Origin of the sequence: Nonlabens sp. Hel1_33_55 (assembly GCF_900101765.1) — a bacterium.
GTDB lineage: Bacteria > Bacteroidota > Bacteroidia > Flavobacteriales > Flavobacteriaceae > Nonlabens.
Map to the genome: position 1 here is coordinate 2,635,807 of NZ_LT627735.1, position 26,624 is coordinate 2,662,430.

Here is a 26,624-nt window from a genome sequence, read left to right on the forward strand (position 1 = left end):
ACAGTCGACAGTCTCATTTTCAAATATCATTTTGAAAATTAAGACCGTTACTGAAAACTAAACAAAGATGTATTTAGAAATAGTTACTCCAGAGGAAACACTTTACAGCGGCGATGTTGAATCTGTTTCTGTGCCAGGTGTTGAAGGAGAATTTCAGATGCTTGACAATCACGCACCTATCGTTTCATTGCTGGTTAACGGTACTGTAAAGATTTTTGGAAATGTAGAGTTGAAACCTGCGGTAGCTGACAAGTTTACCAAAAATGGTAATACAACCGACTTTAAGATTAAAGGTGGTGTTCTTGAAATGAACAACAACAAAGCGATCGTCTTAGCAGATTAAATTTATTAGAACTAAAATATTGAAGCCTCGATTCATGGAATCGAGGCTTTTTTTATTGCAATTATTCAGTTTTAATCACCGTCACACGCTAAACGTTATCAACACCCATAAAAGATTGCCTAAAAAGTTCAAAAGTGCCATTAGCTGCTAGAACAATTTGATCAGCTTGTGAATCTGATAATTGTAGGGAGCTCATATGACTTGTAAAACCACGCCAGCGTTTTGCCCTATCTGGACTCGCAGGAGCATAAAATTGCTGTTGAGGTAAGTGTTTGAGTTTAGGACACTCTGTGATGTGTTTTGCAATCATGGCGCCACCTAGCAACGATCCTTCAATTACGTACATTACACCATGGCGCTGCATCTCGTTTTCTACTTTAAAATTGTCGTGAATCTCGGGAAGATTTTCATTGAGTAAATGCAAATCTGCTGCTATCCAACTTGCAATTGATTCATTTTGTAAGGGTGATAATTGTGATTCTACTTTCGCGTAAGCGATATAATTAGCCTTTAAAACTTTAATATATTCATCCAAGCTTATAGTATGATCCATTATTTTACCAGCGCCGCTGATCTGCTCCAGATTTATGTGGGCTTCACGAGTTTCAGCACGCAGGCGTTCCAAAATGTTCATATTACTTGATGATGGTTTTAATGCGGTCTTCTATTCCCATCAGGATTTTTTTGTAGTAATCTTGAGTGTATTCAGAACTATTATGTGATTGAGCGGCTTCTTTTAATAGGCTTTGGATTTCATTTAATTTCTCACGCTCCTTGCGCTCTTTTTCCAATTTCAAAAGAACGACGGCTTTATCTTCTAAAATTCTTTTGAGCATAGGTTCTAATCGCTCATGAAGTTTTGACATATTTTTTTTAAGCAGAAATCCAGAGGCACCTTGCATGACGACTTTGGCGGCCAATTCTTCATCATTAAGCGTTCCCGTGATAACAATAATTGGGATGTTGGGATAGATTTCTTGAACATTTTCAATGACTTCTAATCCCGTAAATCCAACCAATTGAAAATCGGTGAAAACAACGTCTGGAATAAACGTTTTCATGGCATGTCTGGTCTGTATAATCTTGTCGCTAACGACGATTTCAGGATCCTGAATACATTTTCTTATCTGGCGCTGTATCAAGGCAACATCAGTAAAATTATCTTCTACTACAAGTATTTTAAGTGGCTCTTTAATCATCGTTATATAGTATTTGTGTTCAACCAGTAGTCGACCACGTTTTTTAATTTTATTTTAAGGTCACTATAACTTCCAGGTTTGATAATATAGCTGTTGGCACTGTTAGCATAGGCATCTTCTAGATCCTTATGATGGTCACTGGAGCTCAATATCACTCGTGGGATTCGATCTAGTTCGCTCTGAAGATCCAAAGCTTTTAATATTTCAATCCCAGAAACTTTAGGCATATTGATATCAATAAGTAAAAGGCTAGGTCTGGATTTTTTAAGATCACCACTTAATATTTGATTCAATAAATCTTCAGAATCAGAAACTGCTATTAAATGGACATTCTCAAACTGTCGAGAAATGGCACGCGATATCAACTCAATATCTTCTAGTCGATCTTCTATGATAAATATGTTCCTAGCGCTCTTGATCTGGTCCATTTTCTAAATAGAAATTAAATGTTGCTCCTTTGTTGATGTCTGTTTCCACCCAGATTTCTCCTCGATGTCTATGTATAATACGTTGAACAATAGCAAGTCCTACACCGCTACCTTCATACTCTGTCGTGAATAATCTTGTAAACACTCCAAAAATCTTTTCTTGGTATTTGGGATCAATACCTATGCCGTTGTCTTTGACATAATAAATCGCTCTACCATCTTTTTCATAGGACCCTATTTCCACTTGAGGCCCATCTACTTTAGAGGAATATTTGAAAGCATTGGTAATCAAATTAGAAAATAGCTGCAATACCATCATCTTATCTCCAAAGACTGCAGGCATGTCTTCCTGAATTAAGATAGTGGTATTGGGATATTTAATTTCTAATCGATGCTCTAAAACAATGGTTTTACAAAGTTCTACCACATCCTGATAGCCGCTGATGATTTCCGTTTTACTCAAGCCTGAATAGCTCAAGATATCATCCATGAGACCATTCATTTTCTCAGCACTATTGATAATAATCTGAATTGATTTTTTACCGAACTCATCTAGAGATTCACCATAATCCTCCATTAGGATCTGTGCAAAGCCATCGATACCACGCAGCGGTCCCCTCAAATCATGACTAACGCTGTAGCTAAAACTTTCCAATTCCTGATTGAGATTTTCCAATTGCTTATTCAAACGGTTGACTTCTCCATACCTAGAAACGATGACGTTTTTCAAATCATCCACAAATGCGCTTACCGCAGCTTTCTCAAAATCTTTCCATTCCTGGCTGGTGCATCTAACTTCCTCAGTCCATTTTTCAAAGGATTTGCGTGGCGACAGCCTCTCTTCCTTATAACTGTTTGAAGAAGTTTTGACATTCTTGCCGCCCCAAGTCACCTGAGAAACCTGTTCTTTCCTAAACCACATCACAGCATCTTTGCCATCACGACTCAATTTGTGATATAACATTCCAGAAAAGTCTTGAGAATGATCATCCATCCATTCAAAATCGTTTATGAGGCAGTTCGATTCGTAATATTGAGAAGTGTCAAGTTTGACATTTAAGTTATCAATCAACTGCTCTGCAAGTGATCTAGAAGGACAGTGTCCTACAGTTCTATATTCATCATTGTAAAAAACCGCAAAACCATCACTGTTAACTAAATTCTTACCAGTAATATCATAATTACAAACTCCAGCGACAAGATCCCAATCACAGCTTATATTACTAACCAACTGGGCTCTTGTTGACGTGGAACCATTCACCTTTTCAAGTATTTGGTTTGTATTCTTTACATTCAATTGATTCCCGATCATTTCAGAAAGTAATTGACAGGATTTTCTTCTATGAAAGCCTATGAACTTAGGTGAATAATGATGACAGGCTATTAATCCCCATAATTGGCCATCTTTGACAATCGCGCAATTAAGAGTAGCATCTACCTGCATATTTTTTAAGTACTCAATATGGATAGGAGACGACCCTCTCAAATGTGAGTTACCGGTAGGTACTAAAGAGCCCAATACAGGATTAATCGTTGGAATAACATCGCTATAAGCTGACGAGACATTACTCAAGATGCGAACACCTTGTTTTAAAAATAATTTTCTAGCGTTAGCAGGTATATCACCTGCTGGATAATGCAAACCTTTCCACGATTCTAGGTGATCTTCCTTAGATTCCGCTACGACGGTGCCGTTCCAATTCTCATCGAATTCATAGATCATGACACGATCATAACCCAGTAACTGTTTTAATAATTCTGCAGCTTTATCCTTAAGTTGAGATGAACTTGTGGTAGCATTTAGAGCACTAAGAATATGGAGCATTTCCTGTTGAAATCCATAAGAATCCCAATCATCCATCAACGGTTCCACGTCTATGATAAATAGATCATCAACCGTGTGAGGTAGTCCCAGATATTTTTGTTCATTTCTGGAGAATGCAAGCGGCATGTGATCCAACTTGCGTTGTTTCCATTTCTCAAATCCCTGTACTGTGAAATCATCGCAAATAAAATCTAGATTTTTACCTATAGCTTGATGTGGATCGACATCTATGAAGCTGGAAACATTGTCACTTATTTGAAGTATTTCATTTTCAGAATTCAGAACAGCCATGAATCCATGTTGCTGAATTTTGGGGATAAGATGAATGGGTTCCTGCTCACAGGTTTCTAAATCCGTCTTTTCAGGATAGCTGGTTAGTTGCATGCAAGAAAGATCCGTAATATTAAAAGATTAGCCCAAGGACTTTTCCTACTTTTAATAATACATTAACAATTTTGAACGCACTATTGAGCCTTTTAAAAACTCTATGAGCCGGTAGACTACCGCGCCATCTGTTTTCTCCTATTTTTGCATCTATGATTCCAGAAAAACTTCTTGTCAAACTGGCCCGCCGACATGCTAATAAAAGCATGCGCGAACTCAGGACAACGTCTGGTCTAATCGATTTTTCTTCTAATGATTATTTGGGTTTTTCAAACAAACTGAAACCAGCTTCCAGTAACAAACATGGAGCAACTGGATCAAGACTATTAACTGGACAAACGGAGATCTGTCAACAACTTGAACAAAAAATAGCCGCTTTCCATAAAACGGAATCTGCTCTAATTTTCAACTCTGGTTACGATGCAAATTTGGGTCTGATTAGCAGCGTTGCACAACGAGGTGATTTGATATTGTATGATGAATACGTGCATGCCAGCATTAGGGATGCCATGAAGTTGAGTGACGCTAAATCGCTCAAATTTCGTCATAACGATTTGGGTCATTTATCGATTCTATTGGACAAGTTTTCCAAAGAAGAAAATCAAGAGGTTTACATCATCACAGAAAGTGTCTTTTCCATGGACGGTGATATGCCTAACTTGGTGGAGCTTGTCAATTTGGCTAAGAATAAAGATAATGTCCATATCATTCTGGATGAGGCTCACGCATTGGGAACGGTGGGAAATAATGGTGAAGGTCTCGCACAGTCTCAAAACCTGCAAGATGATATTTTTGCCCGCATAGTTACGTATGGCAAATCCATGGGTTGCCATGGCGCCGCTGTTTTGGGAGGCTTTGACCTCAATCAGTTTCTGGTCAATTTTGCGCGTAGTTTTGTGTACACTACAGCGCTTCCTCAGCATTCATTAAATTGTATTTCAAATGCTTACGATCTTTTGGCGCAGGATTCTAAAGAAGTGGAGAACCTGCAGCTTCTCGTTATTAAATTCAATAGACTGGTAGTTCAAAGTGGTTTGAGATTACGCTTTCGCGAAAGCGTAACTCCCATACAAACCTGTATCATTCCAGATAATGATGTCGTGAAAAAGGCAGCATTGCAATTACAGGAAAAGGGCTATGACATTAGGCCTATTCTTTCTCCAACCGTACCAGCTGGTGAGGAACGACTGCGCATTTGCCTACATAGTTTCAACACGATAGAACAATGCGAGAAAATGCTTCATACCTTAGCTGCAATACTTAAAAAACGATGAACAAATTCCGTACGGTAGCGACATTTTCATACCCAGCGGAAGCAGCGGTCATCAAGAGCAAACTGGAAAGTGAGAACATTGAGGTGTTTCTACGGGACGAGTTTACCATCGCATCAGATCCATTTGCGACTAATGCTATAGGTGGCGTAAAAATGGACGTGTATGTTGAAGATTTCATCAAAGCATTAGGCATCATAGAAAAGTCATCGCCAGAATTATCACAACGCATCACAAACTACATCATTTGTCCCAATTGCAAAAAGCGAAAAGTGCGAGAGCAACAAGACATCAATAGCGCTACAGGTTTTATGGAAATTGTCAAAGCGATCACTTACAGCCTACTACCACTGCGAAAACATAAACTATACAAATGCACCAACTGTGCATATGAATTTGACTTACATGAGTAGTTATTTTATTACAGGAATAGGAACCGATGTTGGAAAAACAGTTGCTGCGGCTATCGTCACAAAAGCACTAGATGCAGATTACTGGAAACCCATTCAAAGCGGCCTGACCGAAACTGACCGCGGCACGCTGCAAGAACTCTTACATGATTTTAAAGGCACCTTTCATCCAGAATCCTACCGACTCAAAACGCCCATGAGTCCACACAAGGCCGCAGAAATTGACGGAATTACCATCGAATTAAATAAAATTGTAAGACCTAAAACTTCTAAAAATCTAGTTGTTGAAGGCGCCGGCGGAATCTTAGTACCCATCAACAATGAGCAAACAATAGCAGACCTGATAGAGCCAACAGACAAAATCATCTTGGTCAGTTCTGGTTATCTGGGAAGCATCAACCACACGTTGTTAAGCATTGCCTATTTAAAGTCTCGAGGGCTTAAATGTGCTGGGATCATTTATAATCATGTGGATCTAGACGGTACTATTGAGATTATTGAAAAAATGAGCAGCGTCCCAACGATAGGTCATATCAAGAAACACGATAGCATCACTCCTAAAATTGTTGATGAATATGCGAGTCTCTTCAAGTCAAAACTTGAGCAATTATGAATGCCAGCGAGATATTGAAGAAAGATGCGGCAAACATCTGGCATCCATTGACCCAGCACAAGACTGCGATGCCGCCATTGGCGATTTCACATGCTCAGGGAAATTATCTATTTGATCATGAGGGCATCAAGTATTTTGATGCGATATCAAGTTGGTACACTTGCAGTTATGGACATTGTAACTCTACACTGATCAGTGCTTTACAAAATCAATCGCAACATTTACATCATGTAGTATTTGCTGGAATGACCCATGAACCAGCGGTAAATCTTTCAGAAAAAATACTTAGCATTCTTCCTGCAAATCAGTCCAAATTATTTTTCTCAGAAAACGGATCTACCAGTGTAGAGATCGCCTTGAAAATGGCCTTTCAATACCACTTCAATCGTGGCGAGAAGCGACTTGCGGTCATTGCCTTGGATGGTGGATTTCACGGTGATACTTTTGGTGCGATGAGTGCCTCTGGATTGTCGGTTTACAATGGGCCTTTTGAAGATCTACTCATCAAGGTAGAGCGCATTCCTGTGCCTACCCAGCACAACATAGACGAGGTTTTGCTGCAGATTGACCGACTTGTTGAAAAGTACCAATTTGCCAGTTTTATTTACGAGCCATTGGTTCAGGGTGCCGCTGCCATGCAGATGAATGATGCGAGTGTCATGGATAAATTGTTATCTCGCTTTCGCGAAAGCGGAATCCTTACCATCGCAGATGAGGTCATGACAGGCTTTGGAAAAACAGGTACTTATTTTGCAAGTGATCAGATCCTGACAAAACCCGACATTATTTGTCTTTCCAAAGCATTAACTGGAGGCATCATGCCTATGGCTATCACCAGCTGTACGCAGGAAGTTTATGAAGCATTTTTGAGTGATGATACAAGCCGCGGTTTCTTTCATGGGCACACTTATTCTGGGAACCCGCTGGGATGTGCTGTGGCTGGAGCAGCCATTGACTTGTTGATTTCTGATGAGATTCAAGATGGTATAAAACTCATAAATAACGCTCACGCTTTGTTTGCCAAACGACTGCAGGAGCATTCCTTAGTCGCTGCGGTGAGACATTGCGGCGTCATTCTCGCATTTGATCTTGATCTAGAAATGCAACGTTATGGTAATGAGCGTAACGAGATATTCCAATGGTTTTGGAAAAAAGGTATCTTTCTGCGACCGCTAGGTAAAACTATCTATTTAGTGCCACCGTTTACTACCACGGCTCAGGAACTTGAGTTTTTGTATGAAACGATTTTAGAATTTTTGGAGTCGCGATAGATTACCGCCATCACACACGTTATTTAAGAAAGCTTTTGCCATTTTTGCAAGCAGAAACTAGCGATTGAAAAACCCTATCTACATACACGACGCCTCATTAATATCTCCATTAGGCGAGATGGGATTTGATAGCGATCAGACTTTTTTTTGCTCTCAAAACGGAACAATAGTCGGTAAGCTCGATAAAATAAACGAGGAGTCTATTTCCTCTTTACGCGATGAAAATTCTCAATACCAAAAACTAGACAGGTCAACCTTAATGGTCATACTTGCAGCACGCAAGCTAAAACTGGATTCAAAGGATGTTGCTATAAACATAGGATCTAGTCGTGGAGCTACTACCATCTGGGAAGATTTTCATGCAGAATTCATCAAAACAGGACAAGTGCCTGTACAGACATCACCGTTGACGACTTTGGGTAATGTAAGCAGTTGGGTAGCTCAAGACTTGGGTACAGAATCTACTGCATTTTCACATTCCATTACCTGTGCTACCGCAGCGCATTCGATTTTGAATGCGATCGCATGGTTGGAAAGCGGCATGGCAACCAGTTTCATAGCTGGTGGAACTGAAGCACCTCTAACCGATTTCACTATCGCTCAAATGAAGGCGTTGAGAATCTATTCTAAAGAAAAAGGTGAATATCCTTGCCGTGCCTTAGACCTGAATAAATCGAGTAATCAAATGATTCTGGGAGAAGCTGTAGCTTGCATGCTGCTTTCAAAAGAACCCTCACAAAATGGCATCAAAATCACCGATTATGGAACAGCGATAGAGCAATTGAAATCTGCTACATCGATGAGTTCACAGGGTTTAGGTTTTCAAAAATCAATGAAACAAGCCATCGGTAAAATTTCTTTAGAGGAAATTGACGCCATTATAACCCATGCGCCAGGAACTATTCAAGGCGATGCGTCAGAGATGGCTGCCATTACTAGCGTTTTTGGAAAAGTATATCCTCGTTTATTTAATAACAAGTGGCAGTTGGGACATTCTTTAGGTGCCAGTGCTGCCGTTAATATTTATATGGCGATGCAATTATTAAACGGTGAGTCCATGTCTCAAATTCCCTATATGTCTGATCAGGTGATGAATCCTCGAGGGAACGTCGCACAGCCCAGCAAGATTTTGATCAATGCAAGCGGTTTTGGTGGCAATTGCGTTAGCATTCTCATTGAAAAGGAAAATTAGCAACATAAGGATTGGCCATATTTTGTTTTATTTTTGATTCAGCCCGTTGGTCACTAATCAGGTCTATAAGTTTATGAAGTTTACAGGTGTTTTATTGTTTTTGATATGTTCCGCTTTCGCTAAAGCGCAAATAGACCCAAACATCTTTGATCAATTCAGCAGTGAGTTCGTGATTATCGACGGCTACAAAATAAATCTTGAAGTGAAGGGCGATGGTGACGCCATATTTTTCTTGCCTGGTGGTCCGGGAAACTCGCACGACTACATGCAGGGCAATTTTGGACAATATTATAAATCGAACAAAGTCGTATTTTTTGACTGGTTGGGAAGAGGAAAGTCAGACAACGCAAAAAACAAGGATGAATACAGCGTCGATGCAGATGTGGAGATGATTGAGAAGATCAGAAAACATCTGGACCTGGATAAAATCTCACTCGTGGGACATTCCTACGGTACCGTTCCCGCGCAGGCTTATGCCATTAAATACGGAGATAAACTTGATAAGATGGTGCTGATCAATGGTTTTCATAGTGGTGCAATGTGGCAGGCGAACTGTGATAGTTACAATCATTATGCAAAAACCCATTTTCCAGAAAAATGGGTAAAGGTAGATTCCTTAAGAGCATTGGGATATGTGTCAACAGATAAGCCATTACAAGATTTATACGGTACTTTTCCAACCAAGTACATTTATTACCACAATACTAATTTGCAGCAAAATGTTCCCACAACCGATTATCGCGGTTGGGCAAATGAGGTCTACGAACAAATTATAGGACCTGATGGTGATTTTGACGTGAGCGGTAGTATGATCCAGCAGGATTATCGTAGAAAACTGAAGGACGTTGAAGCAAAGACCTTAATAATTGCCGGTAGATATGATGGTGTTTCTACGCCAGAATTTGCTGTCCAGTACAAAACCTATATGCCACAGGCTCAATTTGAAATGTTTGAGCAAAGTGGCCATAATCCATACCTTGAAGAACCAGAGAAATTCTATCAGCTTTTTGAAGAATTTTTTGAGATAAAAAATTGAATATGTTGACCAATCCAAGACATGACTGGACTAAGGAAGAAGTCCTTGAAATATATAACAAGCCTATTATGGAATTGCTGTACGACGCAGCGACCGTGCATAGGGAATATCACAACCCAAACCAAGTTCAGGTTTCAACCTTGCTTTCCATCAAAACTGGTGGTTGTCCAGAAGATTGTGGCTACTGTCCGCAAGCCGCACGTTATCATACTGATATTGAAGGTAACGATCTGATGTCTGTACAGCAGGTAAAAGCCCAGGCGTTGCGCGCAAAATCAGGCGGAAGTTCCAGAGTTTGCATGGGAGCTGCCTGGAGAAACGTAAAGGACGGACCAGAATTTGACCAAGTACTGGAAATGGTGCGAACCATTAACAAACTGGACATGGAAGTTTGCTGTACGCTGGGAATGATCACAGAAAATCAAGCTCACCGTCTTGCAGAAGCTGGATTATATGCCTACAACCACAATCTAGACAGTAGTGAGGAATACTACAAGGAAGTGATCTCCACAAGAGGTTATCAAGACCGATTGGACACCATAGGTAACGTACGTAAGACCAATGTGACCGTTTGTAGTGGTGGTATCATAGGAATGGGTGAGGATGTCGCAGATCGCGCAGGAATGCTTGTGGCTCTTGCGAGTTTGAGTCCGCAACCAGAAAGTACGCCTATCAATGCTTTGGTGGCTGTTGAAGGAACACCGCTGGAAGAGCAACAACCAGTTTCCATCTGGGAAATGATACGTATGGTAGCTACCACTAGAATTGTAATGCCACAAACCCAAGTTCGTTTAAGTGCCGGTCGCAGAGATATGAGTCGTGAAGGGCAGGCGATGTGTTTCTTTGCTGGAGCTAACTCCATTTTTGCTGGTGATAAGTTGTTGACCACACCTAATCCAGATGTAAACGAGGATATGGAAATGTTCGAATTATTGGGATTACAGCCTATGAAGCCTTTCGTGAAAAAGGCACAACCAGAAAGCGTGGAAGCTCAGTATTCAAAATACAAGGATCAAGGCGAGAAACCTCGCTGGACACGTCCAGATCACAAGATTGAGCGTAATGAGCAGGCCAAGGAAATGGCTAAGGCTGCGAAACCATAAATTGTATCGCCTATCAGTCATCCATTGACTGTGCGCTTTGCTAGTTTATTAAACGTGTTGAGGATGGATTCTCTCGAAACGCTTATAAGCAACGAGTGAGTCAGATGGTGTGCAATTTTGATTGAGCTAGTATTTATATAAAACCTCATTTGAGTTTCTGCTTAATAAACGATTAGACCTTACATAAATTTTGAGAAACCTGCTGGCAATCCTTTTGTATATTGCATTGACTGAGTTTGACTCGGCAAAAATGATCAGTAATAGATGAGCGAGTTGAACCTCAAAGAAATACCCAGATACAAAACCCTTTCTAAAAAGGAGTTTATAAAAAATTACCTGAAACCACAAAAACCTGTGGTTATCGAGCAATTGACAGAAGACTGGCCAGCCTACGAAAAGTGGAATCTAGAATACATCAACAAGATCGCTGGAGACAAAACAGTCCCTTTGTATGATGATAGACCAGTAAAGCATGATGAAGGATTCAATCAAGCACATGCCGAAATGAAGATGACTGATTACATTGATCTGCTCAAAAAGGGCCCAACCAATTTCAGAATATTTCTCTACAATATCATGAAGGAAGTTCCATCCCTTCAAACTGATTTCAAATACCCAGATCTAGGAATGAAACTGATCAAAGGGTTGCCTATGATGTTTTTTGGCGGTACAGATTCAAAGGTGTTCATGCACTACGATATTGACTTCACCAACATCCTACACTTTCACTTTCACGGTAAAAAGCGTTGTATTATCATGGATCCATCGCAATCCAAATTCATGTACAAAGTTCCAAACGCGTTAATTACTCGCGAGGATATTGACTTTAGTAATCCAGATCTTCAAAAGTGGCCTGCCCTAAGAAAGGTTCAAGGACACGTTTGTGAATTAAATCACGGTGAGATGTTGTACATGCCAGAAGGTTATTGGCATTATATGCACTATCTCAATCCAGGTTTTTCCATAAGCTTGAGATCATACCCACGTAAGATCAAGAACTTGAGTAAGGCACTTTACAATATATTTATCATGCGACATTATGATAATTTGATGCGCCGCTGGAAAGGTCAGGACTGGATCGATTATAAAAATGAGAAGGCTGTTACACGCACTAACAAGCGATTGAAAATTAATCAGGAATAAGTTCCTTGGCCTTGGCATAGACTAGGTGTGATTCCCAGCCACGATAGAGTAGATAGTCCGCGAGTTTTTTGCGTCGCTTGAATTTATTGGTTTCTGTGAGTTGGCTGACTCGCTTTCGCGAAAGCGAATCAAAAGTCTTCAAGTAATCTCCGTCAGGAATCTCGGCAAGACCTATATCAATGGTTCTTTTATTCAAACCACGCATCTTCAGTTCGCGCACAATCCTAACACGACCCCATTTCTTGATACGGAATTTCCCACCAGCAAAAACCTTAGCAAACCTAGTTTCATTCAGAAAATTATGCTGCAATAAATGCGGTATGATCTGATCAATGGCATCGTCAATCATTCCAATCTTTTTAAGCTTGCGCTCTACGTCCTGATGGCAACGCTCTTGATAGGCGCAAAAGTGTTCTGCGGCTCTTGTGGCTTCTTCGACGCTGTAAGATTTTTGAGGTTCTTTCAAGTTATAAAAATAGACATTGTAAAAGGGAATAGGGAAGCTACTCAATAGTGATTTGCTATGAATGGTTAAACAAAAAAACGCCTACAAGTCAAGCCTGTAGGCGTTTTATAGTTTTAATAGTCGTTAGGGCAATTCTTTGCCATCCTTATCTGTGAAATGAAATTCCAGAAAAGTGTATGCGTCTCTAGGCATGACCTTGATCCACTTTCTATGTTTTGCAAACCATTTTGACCTTACTGACGGGTAGCCTTTTGTGATAAAAGCAGCGACAAAGGGATGCGCATGAAGCGTTACCTTTTTCTTTCCTGCCTTCAAATGGCGTTCTAGCTCATCTGTAATCTTTTGGATAGTCAAAATTGGTGCTTGTATTTCACCATCACCATTACCGTCTGGATTTTCTTCCCTGGTTTTGATGTTGACTTCTTGACGCACACGCTGGCGCGTGATTTGTATCAAGCCAAACTTTGATACCGGTAGTATCTTATGTTTTGCACGCTCGTCAGACATTTCATCGCGCATGTGCTCATAGAGCTTTTTGCGATTTCCTGCCTGTCGCATATCGATAAAATCGACTACGATAATACCGCCCATGTCACGCAGTCTTAATTGTCTAGCAATCTCTGTAGCTGCGATCATGTTGGTCTCTAGTGCCGTATCCTCCTGGCTATCTGCCTTGTTGGAACGGTTACCAGAGTTGACGTCTATCACGTGCATAGCTTCTGTATGTTCTATGACTAGGTAAGCACCTTTACTCATAGAAACGGTACGGCCAAATGACGTTTTGATCTGACGCTCGATCCCATGTTTTTCAAATATGGGAACTCGTGGGTTGTGGTATTTTACGATATTTTCTTTATGTGGAGCAATGGTCTTAAGGTAATCCTTGATTTCATTGCAAACTTCCTCATCATCCACAATTATGGACGTATAGCTGTCATTAAAGACATCACGCATGAGGGAATTGGTACGACTAACTTCTGACATCACCTTAGTAGGATAACTGGCGCGGTGTAGTTTACTGCACATGTTTTCCCAGCGAGTCATTAGATTAGTTAAATCCTGATCCAGTTCTGCTACTAATTTACCTTTGGCAACGGTGCGCACAATGACACCAAATCCTTCAGGTTTAATACTTTTTACCAGTCTTTTAAGTCTACTCTTTTCTTCTCGATCCTCAATCTTTTGGGATATGGAGATTCGGTCAGAGAATGGAACTAGAACCACATAACGTCCAGGAAGGGAAAGCTCTGCGCTGAGGCGAGGTCCTTTTGTGGATATGGGTTCTTTTACTACCTGTACGAGTACAGGCTGGTTGGGAGCAACGACATCTGTAATAGAGCCGCTTTTCTCAAGTTCTTTCTCAACCTTTATGTCTTTAAGAGCGTAGTTTTTAAGTCTACCGCTTATGACTTGTTTAGTGAATTTAAGTTGGGTTAAATATCCTGGTCCTAGGTCGTGATAGTGTAGAAAACCATCTTTTTCATAACCTACATCCACAAAGGACGCATTGAGACCAGAAAGCACCTTGCGGGTTTTGGCAATAAAAATATCGCTTACCGCAAACTTATTTTCATCTTCATCTGCATGAAGCTCGATTAGCCTACCATTCTTGGTAAGAGCATAATCGATTTTTGTAGCACCGGAACGGATAATAATTTCTTTATCCATGATTCCAATTGTTTAATCACCTCTAAGGATATATAGAAGTGACAAATTATACATTTAGTTGGACACACTTAATTTGTATAGTGTGTCTCCCGAACGGGTTGTACGATGCAACCCTATGTCAAAGAACAAAAAAAGAAAAAGTAGTACTAGACTACTTTTTCTTTTTGTGACGATTAGCGCGACGACGCTTTTTACGTTTGTGGGTCGCTACCTTATGTCTTTTTCTTTTTTTACCGCTTGGCATATCTCTTATATTTTACTTTACTTTTACGTTTGATTTTACACCTTCAACAAATACTTTGGCAGGTTTAAATGCCGGTATATTGTGTGCAGGTATTTTGATAGTTGTGTTCTTGGAAATGTTACGTCCAGTTTTTTCAGCTCTAGTTTTTACAATGAAGCTACCAAAACCACGTAAGTAGACGTTCTCGCCAGTCTCAAGGGATCCTTTCACTTCGTCCATAAAGGATTCAACTGCTGCTTGCACCTCAGTCTTCTCCATTCCCAGTTTATCTGAAATTTTTGATACGATATCTGCTTTAGTCATGTTTACTGTTAAATTTTATTATTAGGGTTTCTGAAACAGGGCGCAAATATAGTCTTTATTGCAATTTAAAAATCCCTAATTGATTAAATTTTAAGAAGATATATCTTTCTACAAGGCATTTTTGCATCTATGAATTTTTCTAACAAGCTCATTTCTTGGTATCAACTAAATAAAAGGGACCTACCGTGGCGACATACTCTTGATCCTTATTATATATGGTTAAGCGAGATAATCTTGCAGCAAACGCGTGTGAATCAAGGGTTACCGTACTATGAGCGATTTGTAGAGACTTTTCCAAATGTGGAAAAACTAGCCGCAGCACCTCAGGAAGAAGTCCTCAAGTTGTGGCAAGGTCTAGGTTACTACTCCAGAGCCAGAAATTTGCATGCTGCTGCCATGCAAGTCGTCGAGAATGGCGGCAAATTCCCAGATAGCTATGCTGATTTGCTCAAATTAAAGGGCATAGGCGATTACACGGCCGCTGCCATTGCAAGTTTTGCATTTAATGAATCGGTGGCCGTTGTCGATGGAAATGTTTACCGAGTGCTTTCCAGAATCTATGGAATTGCCACACCCATCAATTCTACAAGTGGTATTAAGGAGTTCAAAAAGCTCGCTCAAAAGTTAATAGATCCAGACCATCCAGCGGCGCACAATCAGGCCATCATGGAATTTGGTGCGCTGCAGTGTGTTCCCAAAAATCCTGATTGTGACATTTGTCCCTTCCATCAAGATTGCCTGGCATTTAAAGACAACAGGATTGAGGAATTACCGGTAAAGATCAAGAAAACCAAAGTACTCAACCTTTTCCATCACTACCTGGTCACGATTACACCTTCGGGAAAAACGGTACTGCAGGAACGCCCACAAAGTGGTATCTGGGCAGGGCTCTATGAGTTTCCGTTTGTGGAGGCAAGTGGTGCATTGCTGCCCGTGGAACTTACAACTGCTCGAGAATTTAAGGATGTTTATAATGGTGTTCGCTTTCGCGAAAGCGTATACAATCAACAGCCCATCATTCACAAGTTGAGCCATCGCAAGATTCACGCTTATTTCTGGATCATTCACATAGAAACAGAAGTCGATGATGCCATCAATGTTGAAGATGCGAGAAGCAAGCCGCTACATATTCTCATGGAGCGTTTTATGACTCAATTCTGGCCGCAGCGAGCTTAATTTAAACTACTGTTTAACACGATATTATCTAGGCGTATGACCCGTGCTTTTTCTATATTTGTAGACTTTTTTAAAATCAATACAGACTAATTATGGCAGGAACGTTGAACAAGGTGATGCTCATAGGCCACACAGGCGATGAGGTCAAAATGAAATATTTTGAAGGTGGCAATTGTATAGGTCGCTTCCCACTGGCAACTAATGAAGAATACATGAACCGCAACACCGGCGAGCGCGTTTCCAATACAGAGTGGCACAACTGCGTGGTGCGCAATAAGGCTGCAGAGGTTTGTGAGAAATATCTACACAAAGGCGACAAAGTCTATATTGAAGGTCGTATAAAATCCCGTCAATGGACTGGTGAGGATGGCCAGCAACGTTATACCACTGAAATTCAAGTGCAGGAGTTCACCTTCCTTACTCCAAAAAACGAGAACACAGCTTCTGGAAGCAGTGCACCTCAATCATCGCAACCTGCTAATAACAGCACACCTGCACAGTCTAAAGCACCTGCCGCACAATCCATGGCGGACGATGAGGACGATGACTTGCCATTTTAATTTTTACCCAACCAATTTATAGAACTTGGATCCTGACCCATTGCCATTGAATCAATTGCTACTTGTATATCAACCAGAACAGTTGATCTATCTGGGCGTTTTTATCTTGCTACTCATTTTTAGCGCACTTATTAGCGGTGCAGAGGTGGCTCTTTTCTCCTTGAGCAATACAGAGCTTGAAGAAGATAATCCAGCTTTCTCAAAGAAAGCCATAGTCGCAAAACTACTGGACAGACCCAAAAAGTTGCTCGCAACCATTTTGATTGCAAACAATGCGATCAATATAACGTCTGTATTGATATTCAGTATTCTTGCAGAAGTCTGGTTCGGTGGGTTGGAGACCGAATGGATCAGGTTTGTATTGGAAGTAGGAGCCGTAACCTTTTTGATATTGCTTTTTGGCGAGATTTTCCCAAAGGTATATGCCAATAGAAACCCCATAGGTTTTGCCAACTTTATGGCGATACCGCTCAATGTGCTGGATAAGCTATTCAGCTTTATGAGCTTGCCTATGCGTTATGTGACACTGCAGATTCAAGATCGATTAGGAAGTAAGAAATCAAATATTACCGTATCGCAATTGTCTCAAGCGCTTGAACTTACAGATGAGAACGATACAACAGACGAAGAACAGCAGCTTTTGCAGGGAATTGTAAGCTTTGGCTTAACAGATACCAAGAACGTTATGCGCAACCGTACAGATGTTTTTGCGCTGGATGAAAATCTTACCTTCAAGGAAATTATTCCTCAAGTCGTAGATAACGGTTACTCGCGTATTCCTGTTTTCAAAGAAAGCGTTGATAATATTACCGGGATTCTTTACGTCAAGGATCTTTTGCCTTACATAGATCGCAAGAATTTCGAATGGACTAAACTGTTGCGCGAAGCTTACTTTGTACCGGAAAACAAGAAGCTAGATGACTTGCTACAGGATTTTCAGGAACAGAAAAAGCATCTTGCCATTGTGGTAGATGAATATGGCGGCACCAGCGGACTTATATCGTTAGAAGATATCATTGAAGAAATCGTAGGTGATATAAGCGATGAGTTTGATGACGAGAATCTTATCTATAGCAAGTTAGATGAGCGCAATTATATCTTTGAAGGCAAGACGTCCATTAAGGATTTCTACCGTATTCTTAAACTGGAAGAAGAATCCATGCTGCTTTTTGAAGTTGGCAAAGGTGAATCTGAAACACTAGCAGGCTTTCTGCTAGAGCAAACAGGTCATTTCCCACGTAAACTCGATAAAATAATCTTTGAAGGATACACGTTTATCATAGAGTCCATGGACAAGAAACGCATCAAACAAATCAAGTGTACAACACCTTAAGATCTGTAATATTTATTTTCATCCTCACGCTGCTCGCAAGTTGTGGTGGTGATGCGCCAGTACCTAAACCAGATGCTCAACTTGCCCTGAATTATTCCAGACCCGTTTATAGATCACTAGATAAGGATTTACCTTATACGTTTGATTTTAATGAGTCCGCTTTCGCGAAAGCGAATAACGACTATTCATCTTCTATATCTTATCCTGAGCTGGATGCCAAAATCTACTTGACCTACCGCGCCGTGGATAGCAATTTGCGACAGTTGCTCATTGATGGGCAGAAATTATCCTACAATCATAACCAGATGGCAGACGCAATAAGCGAGAACCCATATTTAAACCCAGAGAAGCGTGTCTACGGAATGTTGTATGGTGTTGAGGGCAATGCGGCGTCAAATGTACAGTTCTATGCGACAGACAGTACCAAACACTTTCTTACGGCAGCGTTGTACTTTAATAGAGAGCCTAATTATGATTCCATTTTGCCCGCAGTTGATTATGTCAAGAAAGACATGTTCAAGATGATGGAGAGCCTGAGGTGGAAATAAAATAAACTCTGTAATGCTAGGCTTTAAAGTCAGACCTTTGTGTCATGCCTTTTAATATTCCCAATTCCAGACTCAAGTACATTTACCTAGTTATTCTAAGTATCATCTGGGGAACCTCTTTTATTCTTATCAAAAAGGCATTGGGTCAGGATGGAGATGGCAATTTGACCCTGCAACCGCTGCAATTGGGAGCATTGCGCACCATGGTATCTGGAGTGATTCTTATATCCATAGGCTGGAATTCATTTGCCAAAACACGTCGTAAAGACTGGCCATGGCTTGCTCTTTCTGGTTTACTGGGAACCTTCTTCCCTGCATTTTTATTTGCCTATGCACAAACCGAAATAGATAGCGCGATCAGCGCCATATTGAACTCTACAATACCGCTCATTACCTTGATCTTGGGAGCAGTTTTATTTGGGATTAGCTTTTCAAAGCGGCAGCTGTTGGGCGTCATTATTGGTTTAACAGGCGCAGTTTGTTTAGTGCTTGCTGGAATGGAAAACAATCCAGGTCAGAATTATTTGTTTGCGGGTATTATTCTCATTGCGTGCTGCTGCTATGCCAGTAACGTGAACATTATTAAGAGGTATTTACAAAACATCAAACCTCTCGCTATCGCGACTGCTAATTTTGTATTTATCCTACCGCTGGCGTTGATCGTATTTTTCTGGGCAGATGGTGATCGTCTTGACTTTACATCTGACGCGGTACTACGCAGCTTAGGGTTTATAGTAATCCTTTGCATTTTTGGAACCGTTGCTGCAAAAATTATGTTTAATAAGCTGGTGCAAATGACTTCGCCAGTTTTTGCTAGTAGTGTCACCTACTTAATGCCAGTTATAGGATTGACTTGGGGAATATTGGATGGAGAAGACTTCTCAATCTGGCAGGTGCTAGCTACTGGAGTTATTATTCTCGCCGTCATTCTAGTAACTCGTGAAAAGAAAAAACCAGCCTCTGATTAGAGACTGGCTTTTGATTGTGCTGTTTTTCGCTTTCGCGAAAGCGAAGTTATTATCTATTCAAAATCTGCATCAACGACACCTTCGTTTACACGTACGGTATTAATGTCAAATCTCATATCACGTCCAGCCATTTGCTGAATGATTGTCATAGGATACTTGACACCTTTAACTTCTTTGTAGTTGTCGTATTTGATCAATGTTTTGAATTCCTGACCTTGAGCTTTCACAGTGTTTTCTTGACCTACCAAAAGACCAGAATTCATATCATAGAATGTCTTTTTAGTATCTGACCATTTAATTACATAAACAGTCTGGTCACCCATTTTTTCTGCACCAACAAGTTCACCTTGATCTGGAAATGTGTATTCTGGGAAAAGAACAGCCTCATCTGCAACTGCTGCAAGTTGTTCTCCTTCTAGTTCTGCATTACCCTGCATACCGCCTACTTTTCCTTTACCGTTTGCATAAACTTGCTTTGAGACTACGTTACCACCAACAGTTACGGTCTGGCTAAATTTATTATCATTGGTCTTTTTGACATTAAGAACAATCTCACCCATTGGTGAACTTGCCGATCCTATCAATGCTGTAGATTTTACAGCAGCAACATTGTCACGGCCACCAATAGCTTTGATGTAATCTGCAAATACGGTATTTACAGTAGTTCCTTCTGGAACAGAAATCGTCGATGGACGCTCAGTTGGGTTAGCTTCCTTGTCATAGAATTTGATAGGTAATGTTTTACCATTCACCTTCATGGCCTCTAGGTTTTCAAGTACGTCGCTAGCTTTTCCAACAAGGACAACTCTCATGTTGTCTGTTTTGAAATATTTGTTAGCTACACGCTTAACATCTTCTTTTGTTACAGCATTGATGTTTGCGATGAAATCTTTGTAGAAATCCTCGTCAAGATCATTCGTACGAATCGTGATAGCACGATCTGCAACTACTGATTTATCTTCTGACTGCATGATGAAGCTACCTAAGAATTTTGCCTTTGCGTTTGAAAGATCTTCATCAGAAACGAAAGTAGTCTTGATGCGATCCAATTCTTTGAACGTTTCAACAACAGCGCTATCAGTTACCTCGTTACGCACTTTTGTTGTTGCTCTAAAAGTAGATTTGTAATCTCTACCAGCACCTAATCCGGATCCTGCACCGTATGTATACCCATTCTTTTCACGCAAGTTCATATTCAAATAAGAACCAAAACCACCTCCAAAGATGTAGTTTGCTACTAATGCAGCGTGGTAATCTTCATCCTTCATCTTTAATTCTGAAGTGTTGATTACGGCAAGTTCTGTTTGAACGGCGTTAGGAACGTCTATAAAGTCAATTTCAGTTGTGGATACGTCGGTAACTTCTGGCAGATTTGCTTTTGGAGCTTCTTTTGCCTTCCAGTCCTTGAAATATTTCTCAACTAGCTTTTTAGCTTCTTTTTTATCAATGTCACCACTGATTAGTAAATAAGCATTGTTAGGTACGAAATAATCGCTGTAGAATTTTTTGACATCTGCTAGTGTTACATTGTTGATGCTTTCTTCAGTAGCAAACTCTCCAGCTGCGTGGTTTTTTCCATAAGCTAGAGCATTACGAACTGTACCAGCAATTGCTGCAGCACTATTCTCTCCAGATTTGATCCCTTCGATCAATTGAGATTTTTCAGTTTCTAATTCTTCTTGTGTGAAGTTAGGATTCAATGCAGCCTCTGCAAAAAGTCCCATTACCTTATCGGTATATTTAGATAATGTAGAAACATAACCTCCACCGGTACCTACACTGATTCTTGCTCCCAAATAATCTACCTCTTCATTGAATTTTTCTTTTGGAGTTTTTGTGGTTCCTTTTCCCATGATAGAACCTGTTAGTGATTGAACACCAGTTTTGTCTCCTTCTACTATAGGTGGATTGTTAAGGTCCAGACTCATAGTAATCGTTGGAAGTTTGCGGTCTGTAACCACAAGAACTTCTAATCCATTATCCAAATCAAACGTATCTGGTTCTCCTAGATTAATTTCAGGAGTTGGTCCAGATGTAGGAATCTTGGATCGATCTATTTGTGCGATGGCGCTGGTTCCTATAAAAAGAACGGCCATTAATATATTGATATGCTTTTTCATTGTCTTCAATTATTTTTTTGTGATTGTAAACTCAGTTCTTCTTGATTGCTCATATTGTTCTGATGTACAATTCATCGTACTACAGTCAACAACAGGATTAGCCTCACCGCGTCCAACTCCTTTTAATCTATTAGCAGCAATTCCTTTTCCTACTAAATATCCAATAACAGCTGCAGATCTTTTTTCTGACAAAGCCATATTATAAGAATCACTACCGCGACTATCTGTAAAGGTTTCTGCTGTGAGCATAATGCTTTCATCTTGTTTCATCACTTGAGCCATCTTGTCCAACTCCTTTTTAGATTCTGCGGTCAAAGTAGCTTGGTTATAATCAAAGAATATTTTGTCAGACATTTTATCTGTGCCTGTCGCCATCATCTCGTTTTTCATTTGTTCTACTTCGTCTTCAGCATCATCCATGTCTGTAGGTGCTTGACCGGCTAGATAATCCAATTCCAATCTCTGGTTAGGATTTAAGTACTGGTTAGCAGCTCTTTTGATGTCTTCTCTAGTAACGCTTTTGTAGATTTCCAATTCTTTGTTGATACGATCTGTATCGCCCTGTAACATATTATAAGACGCCAGTGAACTCGCAATACCTTGTACTCTAGAATTTGAATTGATGTACTGCGCTTCAAATTGATTTTGTAATTTTTGGTATTCACGTTCTGAAATAAGCGTGGTTTGAAGCTTTTTGATTTCTTCATCCATAACTGTTGCAAGCTTGCTTAATTCTGTGTCACCTTTCGCAAGAGCGCCCATAGTATAAGTACCATAATCCTGGTTAGCAGAATTAAATGCTAATACCTGAAAAGCAATTTTTTCATCTTCAACCATACGTTTTTGCATTCTAGAGCTATTACCACCAGTCAAAACTTGTGATATGTAATCTAAAACGTAAGCGTCGCGATCAATTGACTTAGGAGTTACATAAGAAAAGATCTTTGCAGGAATCTGGATGTTTGCATCATATTCAGTTGCATATCTAGTTTTTGTGATTGGATCTTCTTTGATTACCGTTCTATTATTACGAGGTGCTTTGTTCTCAATAGTACCAAAGTAATCCTCGATCATTTTTTTGGTATCCTTGACATCAATATCTCCAGCAACTACTAGTGTAGCGTTGTTAGGATTGTAGTATTTATCGTTGAAGGACTGAAACTCTTCCAATTTAGCAGCATCAAGATCTGCCATGGAACCTATCACAGATTGTCCGTATGGATGTTTTTTGAATAAGTGCTTGTCAATTCCAGTTCTATAGATTATTGCTCCATATGGTGCATTGTCTATGCGCTGGCGCTTCTCTTCCTTAACTACTTCGTTTTGTGTGTCAACACCTATTTGTTCAATTTTAGGATGTAACATACGCTCACTTTCCATCCATAATCCTAACTCAAGCTTGTTGGAAGGAAATGTTTCGTAGTAATAAGTACGATCTTGAGTAGTATTGGCATTATTGCTACCACCATTTGCAGCTACAATATTGAACCACTCTCCTCGCTCTACATTTTCTGTTCCTTCAAAAAGAAGGTGTTCAAAAAAGTGGGCAAAACCAGTTCTTCCTGGCTCTTCATCTTTAGCACCTACTTGATACATAACACCAACGGTTACAACAGGCGCTGCATTTTCTTGATGTAGAATAACATGAAGACCGTTTTCAAGGTCATATTCTGTAAATTCTACCTTTTGGGCAAATCCTGTAGCGCTCAAAAAGGCAACCACAAGACCTAAGATAATTTTGTTCATTTGATTTTTTTTACATTTATATATACATGAGTGTAGCATTTAATCGGAACGTTACACTTTTCATTTAAATCTAATAATAGTAAGGAATGCTGATTTATACCGTTAAAGTAATTTCAAAAGATTAGGTGCTACGCCAGATATATCCGAATTTTATCCCTTTACCAATCAAATCAACCATGAAAAAATCAAACACCATTAAATACGCCATTCTAATCGCGGTCGCCCTTATCGTTTATTTTGTCTTGATAGATATAATAGGATATGGCGCAGAAAGTTGGTTATCATTTTTTAATGCAGTCATCGTCGGTGTAGGTCTGTTCTTTGTTATAAGAGATGTATATGAACACGACAAGGAGCATTTTGAATATATGGAAGGTTTTGTGGCTGGAATCAAGGCAGGATTTATATCCACAACCATCTACACTATCTTCATGGCGATTTACCTATTTGAGATCAATCCTGATCTTGCAGAGCAGTTGGAAGAACAGGTGACTATTGCCGGTCAAGGTATTGAGGTGGCGTTGTTGCTGTTCATTTTCTTATCTGGTCTTGCTACCAGTATTGTCGTTTCATTATTAGTCATTCCTATCTACAAGCAATCATGGAATACTAGAAAGGTTCGTGCAGAGCAGGAACCTATGAATGATAAGCACTAGAATTCAAGCTGTTTAATAAATGTGTATAACTTTGGTTATTTGACCAATAGCAGTATATTTGCAGCCCGAAATTATTCACATTAATTAATCATTATGTACGCAATCGTAGAGATAGCAGGGCAACAATTCAAGATCGAGAAAGATCAGAAGTTGTTCGTACATCGCTTACAAGAGGACGAAGGAGCTACGGTTTCCATCGATAAGATCCTTATGATAGGTGACGGCGACAACATCACACTCGGCGCCCCAGCTATAGAAGGAGCATTTGCTGAAGCAAAAGTTCTGGGACACCTTAAGGGTGACAAAGTAATCGTTTTTAAGAAAAAACGTAGAAAAGGATACCGCAAGAAAAACGGTCACAGACAGTATATGTCTCAGATCCAGATTTCAAGCATTTCCGTAAAAGGTGGAAAGAAGAAAGACTCTTCTGATACCGCTTCCGCGAAAGCGAAAACAGAAAAAACTGAACCTGCAAAGAAAGCAGCTCCTGTAAAAGCAGAAGAAGCTCCTAAAGGTAAAGTTGAGAAAAAAGAAGCTCCAGCAAAAAAGGCACCAGCTAAGAAAGCAGCCGCCAAAGGTGGAGATGATCTTAAAAAAATTGAAGGAGTAGGTCCAAAAATTGCTTCCACACTAGCTGAAGCTGGTCTAGCAACTTATGCAGACATTGCAAAATCAACTCCAGAAAAAATTGCTGAAATCATTGCAGACGTTCGTGGTAACCACGTTCCTGACACATGGCCACAGCAAGCCCAACTTGCCGCAGACGGTAAATGGGATGAATTACAAGAACTTCAAGATCGTCTAGACGGCGGCGTTGAAAAATAAAGTCTAACCGTTCTCGGTAAGTATCGAGACATTAAAATAAATTATCATGGCTCACAAAAAAGGAGTAGGTAGTTCGAAAAACGGAAGAGAATCAGAATCAAAACGCCTAGGTGTTAAGATTTTTGGTGGACAACCAGCCATTGCTGGTAATATCATCATCCGTCAGCGCGGTATGGAGCACCACCCAGGTGAAAACGTATATGCTGGTAAAGACTACACGTTACACGCACAAGTTGATGGTGAGGTAAAATTCACTAAAAAGAGAAACAATAGATCTTATGTATCTATTGTACCAGTTGGACAAGCTTAATAGCTGATCAACTTTATTTTACTGAAAATCCCGTCTTGGTTCAATCGAGACGGGATTTTTGTATTATAGATTTCATAAATTATGATAATGAAAGAAAGAATATTAGTGCTACTTGTATTGATGACAAGTTCTCTTGTCATTGCCCAGAATGTATCAGATAATGAAAAATTATGGACAAGTAACGAGAAGTTGACAATGGATGACTTTGAACTACAATCAATAGCAAATCAAAGTTCTGATAAGATTTATAGCCAGTTCGCGATCACTCATTCTATTAGTGGTTTTGACTTTTTAAAGCGAAATTTTAATCAGAAAATAGAGAATAAATTTATTACCAATGCTTCATGGATTGATACTACTCAAACCGTGAATGAGATAGAATCTCAAATTGAATATCAACAACTGCAATTTGACATGGCAGAAGTTCAAGCTCGAAAATTTAGAAAAGAAGCATTTATTAATCGAAAATCAATTCTAAAAGGTACTGATGGAATAGAGAATTTGAGTAATCAGATGATGAATGAATTTTCAAGGCAACGATTAGCTCTTATGCAGGAGACTGACAGTGGTCGTGATAATGCAAAAGTTCAAGAATGGAAAGCTAGAACTGCTGAACAACTACAATCTTTAGATCAATTTAGATTTGAGAACACTAAAAGGATTAGGCTAGAAGATTGAAATTAATTATTTGATTTATCGATAAATCTCCCAACATGCCACAATACACCAGATGGATCATGCAGGAAGAACTCGCTGCCCCAATCATTGTGGACGATTTCTGATAGTTTGGTCTTTTTATATTTATCTGTGAGTTTAAGAGACTTTAGATGCTCCAAGGTTTCCTCAAGATCATCTATTTCAAGAAATAGCATGGAGTTGTCAATCCAATCCTTGACATGAGCGTCTTGTAGATAGAAACCAAAATCATTCATATCAAAATAGCTCATATTAGTTGAGCTCCAGGTTTCAGTAAAACCTATTAGTTTATAAAATTCTTTTGATACTGTAAAATTATCAGAACCTATGAACGGTCGTATAGATTTGGCTTTCATGGATTATTAATTAATCAAACCATTTTTAGAAAACACATGGATCAATGAGTCTACAAATTCACGTTGCTCCAATTGTCCTTTGTTAGCTATTTGGATCGTGTAGACATCTGTTACTTTACCTGGTGTGGCGATAGCGGTGTCCATTACGTTTTTTAGAGACTCTGTAAGTTTGGAAATGGGCCAGTTGGTCATTTGTATGGAGTCTTGGGTAATCTTGAGCCCAGCATCGCTATAAACGCCTAACGTGTTTCCAGATTCTATGAATCCGCTGAGGTTTTCAGTTTCAATGGTTCTTCGTTGAAAATCATTGCTGCAAGAAGCGACTAGAATTGCAATACAGATAAAGGAGAAAATGTAAGTTTTCATAAACGTGAATAGGTTGGAATAACGAGTCAGCTGGTTTAAAATTACATGAAATACCAGAACATAAA

29 protein-coding genes are annotated in these 26,624 nt (G+C 39.8%); 18 read left to right on the forward strand and 11 right to left on the reverse strand.

The window, feature by feature from the left end; all coding sequences use genetic code 11:
* Nucleotides 1-67 precede the first annotated feature (67 nt).
* A complete protein-coding gene (locus tag BLO34_RS11900) occupies nt 68-343 on the forward strand; it encodes a F0F1 ATP synthase subunit epsilon (protein WP_090755582.1) in 276 nt (91 codons plus the stop codon).
* Nucleotides 344-431: 88 nt separating this feature from the next.
* On the opposite strand, the gene BLO34_RS11905 is transcribed toward BLO34_RS11900, so the two are convergent.
* The 4 genes from BLO34_RS11905 to BLO34_RS11920 are packed head-to-tail and all read right to left on the reverse strand — an operon-like array spanning nt 432 to nt 4,179.
* Nucleotides 432-977 (reverse strand): biliverdin-producing heme oxygenase, encoded by a 546-nt coding sequence (locus tag BLO34_RS11905; protein WP_090755583.1) that lies wholly within the window; start codon nt 975-977, stop codon nt 432-434.
* Nucleotide 978: 1 nt separating this feature from the next.
* Nucleotides 979-1,542, reverse strand: a complete 564-nt coding sequence (locus BLO34_RS11910; protein WP_090755585.1) for a response regulator — start codon at nt 1,540-1,542, stop codon at nt 979-981.
* A gap of 2 nt (nt 1,543-1,544) precedes the next feature.
* Nucleotides 1,545-1,970: a response regulator gene (locus BLO34_RS11915; protein WP_090755586.1), complete on the reverse strand. Its 426-nt coding sequence runs from the start codon at nt 1,968-1,970 to the stop codon at nt 1,545-1,547.
* A complete protein-coding gene (locus BLO34_RS11920) occupies nt 1,948-4,179 on the reverse strand; it encodes an ATP-binding protein (protein ID WP_090755588.1) in 2,232 nt (743 codons plus the stop codon). The genes BLO34_RS11915 and BLO34_RS11920 overlap by 23 nt, the downstream gene beginning before the upstream one ends.
* Nucleotides 4,180-4,331: 152 nt before the next feature.
* On the opposite strand from BLO34_RS11920, the gene BLO34_RS11925 reads away from it, so the two are divergent.
* The 8 genes from BLO34_RS11925 to BLO34_RS11960 all read left to right on the forward strand — a co-directional run bounded on the left by BLO34_RS11925 (nt 4,332) and on the right by BLO34_RS11960 (nt 12,218).
* Nucleotides 4,332-5,453: an aminotransferase class I/II-fold pyridoxal phosphate-dependent enzyme gene (locus BLO34_RS11925; RefSeq protein WP_090755591.1), complete on the forward strand. Its 1,122-nt coding sequence runs from the start codon at nt 4,332-4,334 to the stop codon at nt 5,451-5,453.
* A complete protein-coding gene (locus tag BLO34_RS11930) occupies nt 5,450-5,863 on the forward strand; it encodes a DUF2007 domain-containing protein (RefSeq protein ID WP_090755593.1) in 414 nt (137 codons plus the stop codon). Before BLO34_RS11925 ends, BLO34_RS11930 begins: the two co-directional genes overlap by 4 nt.
* Nucleotides 5,856-6,473 carry a dethiobiotin synthase gene (bioD, locus tag BLO34_RS11935; RefSeq protein ID WP_090755594.1) on the forward strand — a complete coding sequence of 206 codons (618 nt, stop codon included), beginning with the start codon at nt 5,856-5,858 and terminating at the stop codon, nt 6,471-6,473. Before BLO34_RS11930 ends, bioD begins: the two co-directional genes overlap by 8 nt.
* A complete protein-coding gene (gene bioA / locus BLO34_RS11940) occupies nt 6,470-7,744 on the forward strand; it encodes an adenosylmethionine--8-amino-7-oxononanoate transaminase (protein ID WP_090755596.1) in 1,275 nt (424 codons plus the stop codon). The genes bioD and bioA overlap by 4 nt, the downstream gene beginning before the upstream one ends.
* A 64-nt stretch (nt 7,745-7,808) precedes the next feature.
* Nucleotides 7,809-8,936, forward strand: coding sequence for a beta-ketoacyl synthase N-terminal-like domain-containing protein (locus tag BLO34_RS11945; RefSeq protein WP_090755597.1), 1,128 nt, complete (start codon nt 7,809-7,811; stop codon nt 8,934-8,936).
* A gap of 73 nt (nt 8,937-9,009) precedes the next feature.
* Nucleotides 9,010-9,972 carry an alpha/beta fold hydrolase gene (locus BLO34_RS11950; protein WP_090756644.1) on the forward strand — a complete coding sequence of 321 codons (963 nt, stop codon included), beginning with the start codon at nt 9,010-9,012 and terminating at the stop codon, nt 9,970-9,972.
* Nucleotides 9,973-9,974: 2 nt separating this feature from the next.
* Complete coding sequence (gene bioB / locus BLO34_RS11955) at nt 9,975-11,075, forward strand: biotin synthase BioB (RefSeq protein ID WP_410503925.1); 1,101 nt, start codon at nt 9,975-9,977, stop codon at nt 11,073-11,075.
* A gap of 264 nt (nt 11,076-11,339) precedes the next feature.
* A complete protein-coding gene (locus BLO34_RS11960; RefSeq protein ID WP_090755599.1) occupies nt 11,340-12,218 on the forward strand; it encodes a cupin-like domain-containing protein in 879 nt (292 codons plus the stop codon).
* Here BLO34_RS11960 and BLO34_RS11965 read toward each other — a convergent pair.
* From BLO34_RS11965 to BLO34_RS11975, 3 genes are all read right to left on the reverse strand, one after another.
* On the reverse strand, nt 12,205-12,684 hold the full coding sequence (locus BLO34_RS11965; RefSeq protein ID WP_090755600.1) for a regulatory protein RecX: 480 nt from the start codon (nt 12,682-12,684) through the stop codon (nt 12,205-12,207). The genes BLO34_RS11960 and BLO34_RS11965 overlap by 14 nt on opposite strands.
* Nucleotides 12,685-12,807: 123 nt before the next feature.
* Nucleotides 12,808-14,352: a ribonuclease E/G gene (locus BLO34_RS11970; RefSeq protein WP_090755602.1), complete on the reverse strand. Its 1,545-nt coding sequence runs from the start codon at nt 14,350-14,352 to the stop codon at nt 12,808-12,810.
* Nucleotides 14,353-14,608: 256 nt separating this feature from the next.
* Nucleotides 14,609-14,899: an HU family DNA-binding protein gene (locus tag BLO34_RS11975; RefSeq protein WP_041495415.1), complete on the reverse strand. Its 291-nt coding sequence runs from the start codon at nt 14,897-14,899 to the stop codon at nt 14,609-14,611.
* Between the two features lie 129 nt (nt 14,900-15,028).
* Here BLO34_RS11975 and mutY point away from each other — a divergent pair, with 129 nt between their 5' ends.
* From mutY to BLO34_RS12000, 5 genes are all read left to right on the forward strand, one after another.
* Nucleotides 15,029-16,075, forward strand: a complete 1,047-nt coding sequence (gene mutY, locus BLO34_RS11980) for an A/G-specific adenine glycosylase (protein ID WP_090755603.1) — start codon at nt 15,029-15,031, stop codon at nt 16,073-16,075.
* Between the two features lie 92 nt (nt 16,076-16,167).
* Nucleotides 16,168-16,635 carry a single-stranded DNA-binding protein gene (locus BLO34_RS11985; protein WP_090755605.1) on the forward strand — a complete coding sequence of 156 codons (468 nt, stop codon included), beginning with the start codon at nt 16,168-16,170 and terminating at the stop codon, nt 16,633-16,635.
* Between the two features lie 25 nt (nt 16,636-16,660).
* A complete protein-coding gene (locus BLO34_RS11990; RefSeq protein WP_090755607.1) occupies nt 16,661-17,968 on the forward strand; it encodes a gliding motility-associated protein GldE in 1,308 nt (435 codons plus the stop codon).
* On the forward strand, nt 17,953-18,516 hold the full coding sequence (gene gldD, locus BLO34_RS11995) for a gliding motility lipoprotein GldD (RefSeq protein WP_090755608.1): 564 nt from the start codon (nt 17,953-17,955) through the stop codon (nt 18,514-18,516). Before BLO34_RS11990 ends, gldD begins: the two co-directional genes overlap by 16 nt.
* 44 nt (nt 18,517-18,560) lie before the next feature.
* The gene (locus BLO34_RS12000) at nt 18,561-19,484 is read left to right on the forward strand and encodes a DMT family transporter (RefSeq protein ID WP_231959487.1); all 924 of its coding nucleotides are present in this window, start codon (nt 18,561-18,563) and stop codon (nt 19,482-19,484) included.
* A 53-nt stretch (nt 19,485-19,537) separates the two neighbouring features.
* Here BLO34_RS12000 and BLO34_RS12005 read toward each other — a convergent pair whose 3' ends face one another.
* On the reverse strand, nt 19,538-21,604 hold the full coding sequence (locus tag BLO34_RS12005; protein ID WP_090755610.1) for a M16 family metallopeptidase: 2,067 nt from the start codon (nt 21,602-21,604) through the stop codon (nt 19,538-19,540).
* A 9-nt stretch (nt 21,605-21,613) separates the two neighbouring features.
* The gene (locus tag BLO34_RS12010; protein WP_090756650.1) at nt 21,614-23,350 is read right to left on the reverse strand and encodes an insulinase family protein; all 1,737 of its coding nucleotides are present in this window, start codon (nt 23,348-23,350) and stop codon (nt 21,614-21,616) included.
* A 176-nt stretch (nt 23,351-23,526) separates the two neighbouring features.
* On the opposite strand from BLO34_RS12010, the gene BLO34_RS12015 reads away from it, so the two are divergent.
* The 4 genes from BLO34_RS12015 to BLO34_RS12030 all read left to right on the forward strand — a co-directional run bounded on the left by BLO34_RS12015 (nt 23,527) and on the right by BLO34_RS12030 (nt 25,819).
* Nucleotides 23,527-24,006, forward strand: coding sequence for a DUF4199 domain-containing protein (locus tag BLO34_RS12015; RefSeq protein WP_231959488.1), 480 nt, complete (start codon nt 23,527-23,529; stop codon nt 24,004-24,006).
* A 93-nt stretch (nt 24,007-24,099) separates the two neighbouring features.
* Nucleotides 24,100-24,831 carry a 50S ribosomal protein L21 gene (gene rplU / locus BLO34_RS12020; RefSeq protein ID WP_090755611.1) on the forward strand — a complete coding sequence of 244 codons (732 nt, stop codon included), beginning with the start codon at nt 24,100-24,102 and terminating at the stop codon, nt 24,829-24,831.
* Between the two features lie 46 nt (nt 24,832-24,877).
* Nucleotides 24,878-25,141, forward strand: a complete 264-nt coding sequence (gene rpmA, locus BLO34_RS12025) for a 50S ribosomal protein L27 (RefSeq protein ID WP_090755613.1) — start codon at nt 24,878-24,880, stop codon at nt 25,139-25,141.
* 87 nt (nt 25,142-25,228) lie between these two features.
* A complete protein-coding gene (locus BLO34_RS12030; protein ID WP_157686807.1) occupies nt 25,229-25,819 on the forward strand; it encodes a hypothetical protein in 591 nt (196 codons plus the stop codon).
* 2 nt (nt 25,820-25,821) lie between these two features.
* On the opposite strand, the gene BLO34_RS12035 is transcribed toward BLO34_RS12030, so the two are convergent.
* Both BLO34_RS12035 and BLO34_RS12040 read right to left on the reverse strand, forming a co-directional pair.
* Nucleotides 25,822-26,193 (reverse strand): glyoxalase, encoded by a 372-nt coding sequence (locus tag BLO34_RS12035; protein ID WP_090755633.1) that lies wholly within the window; start codon nt 26,191-26,193, stop codon nt 25,822-25,824.
* Nucleotides 26,194-26,199: 6 nt separating this feature from the next.
* On the reverse strand, nt 26,200-26,559 hold the full coding sequence (locus BLO34_RS12040; protein ID WP_090755635.1) for a hypothetical protein: 360 nt from the start codon (nt 26,557-26,559) through the stop codon (nt 26,200-26,202).
* Nucleotides 26,560-26,624 lie beyond the last annotated feature (65 nt).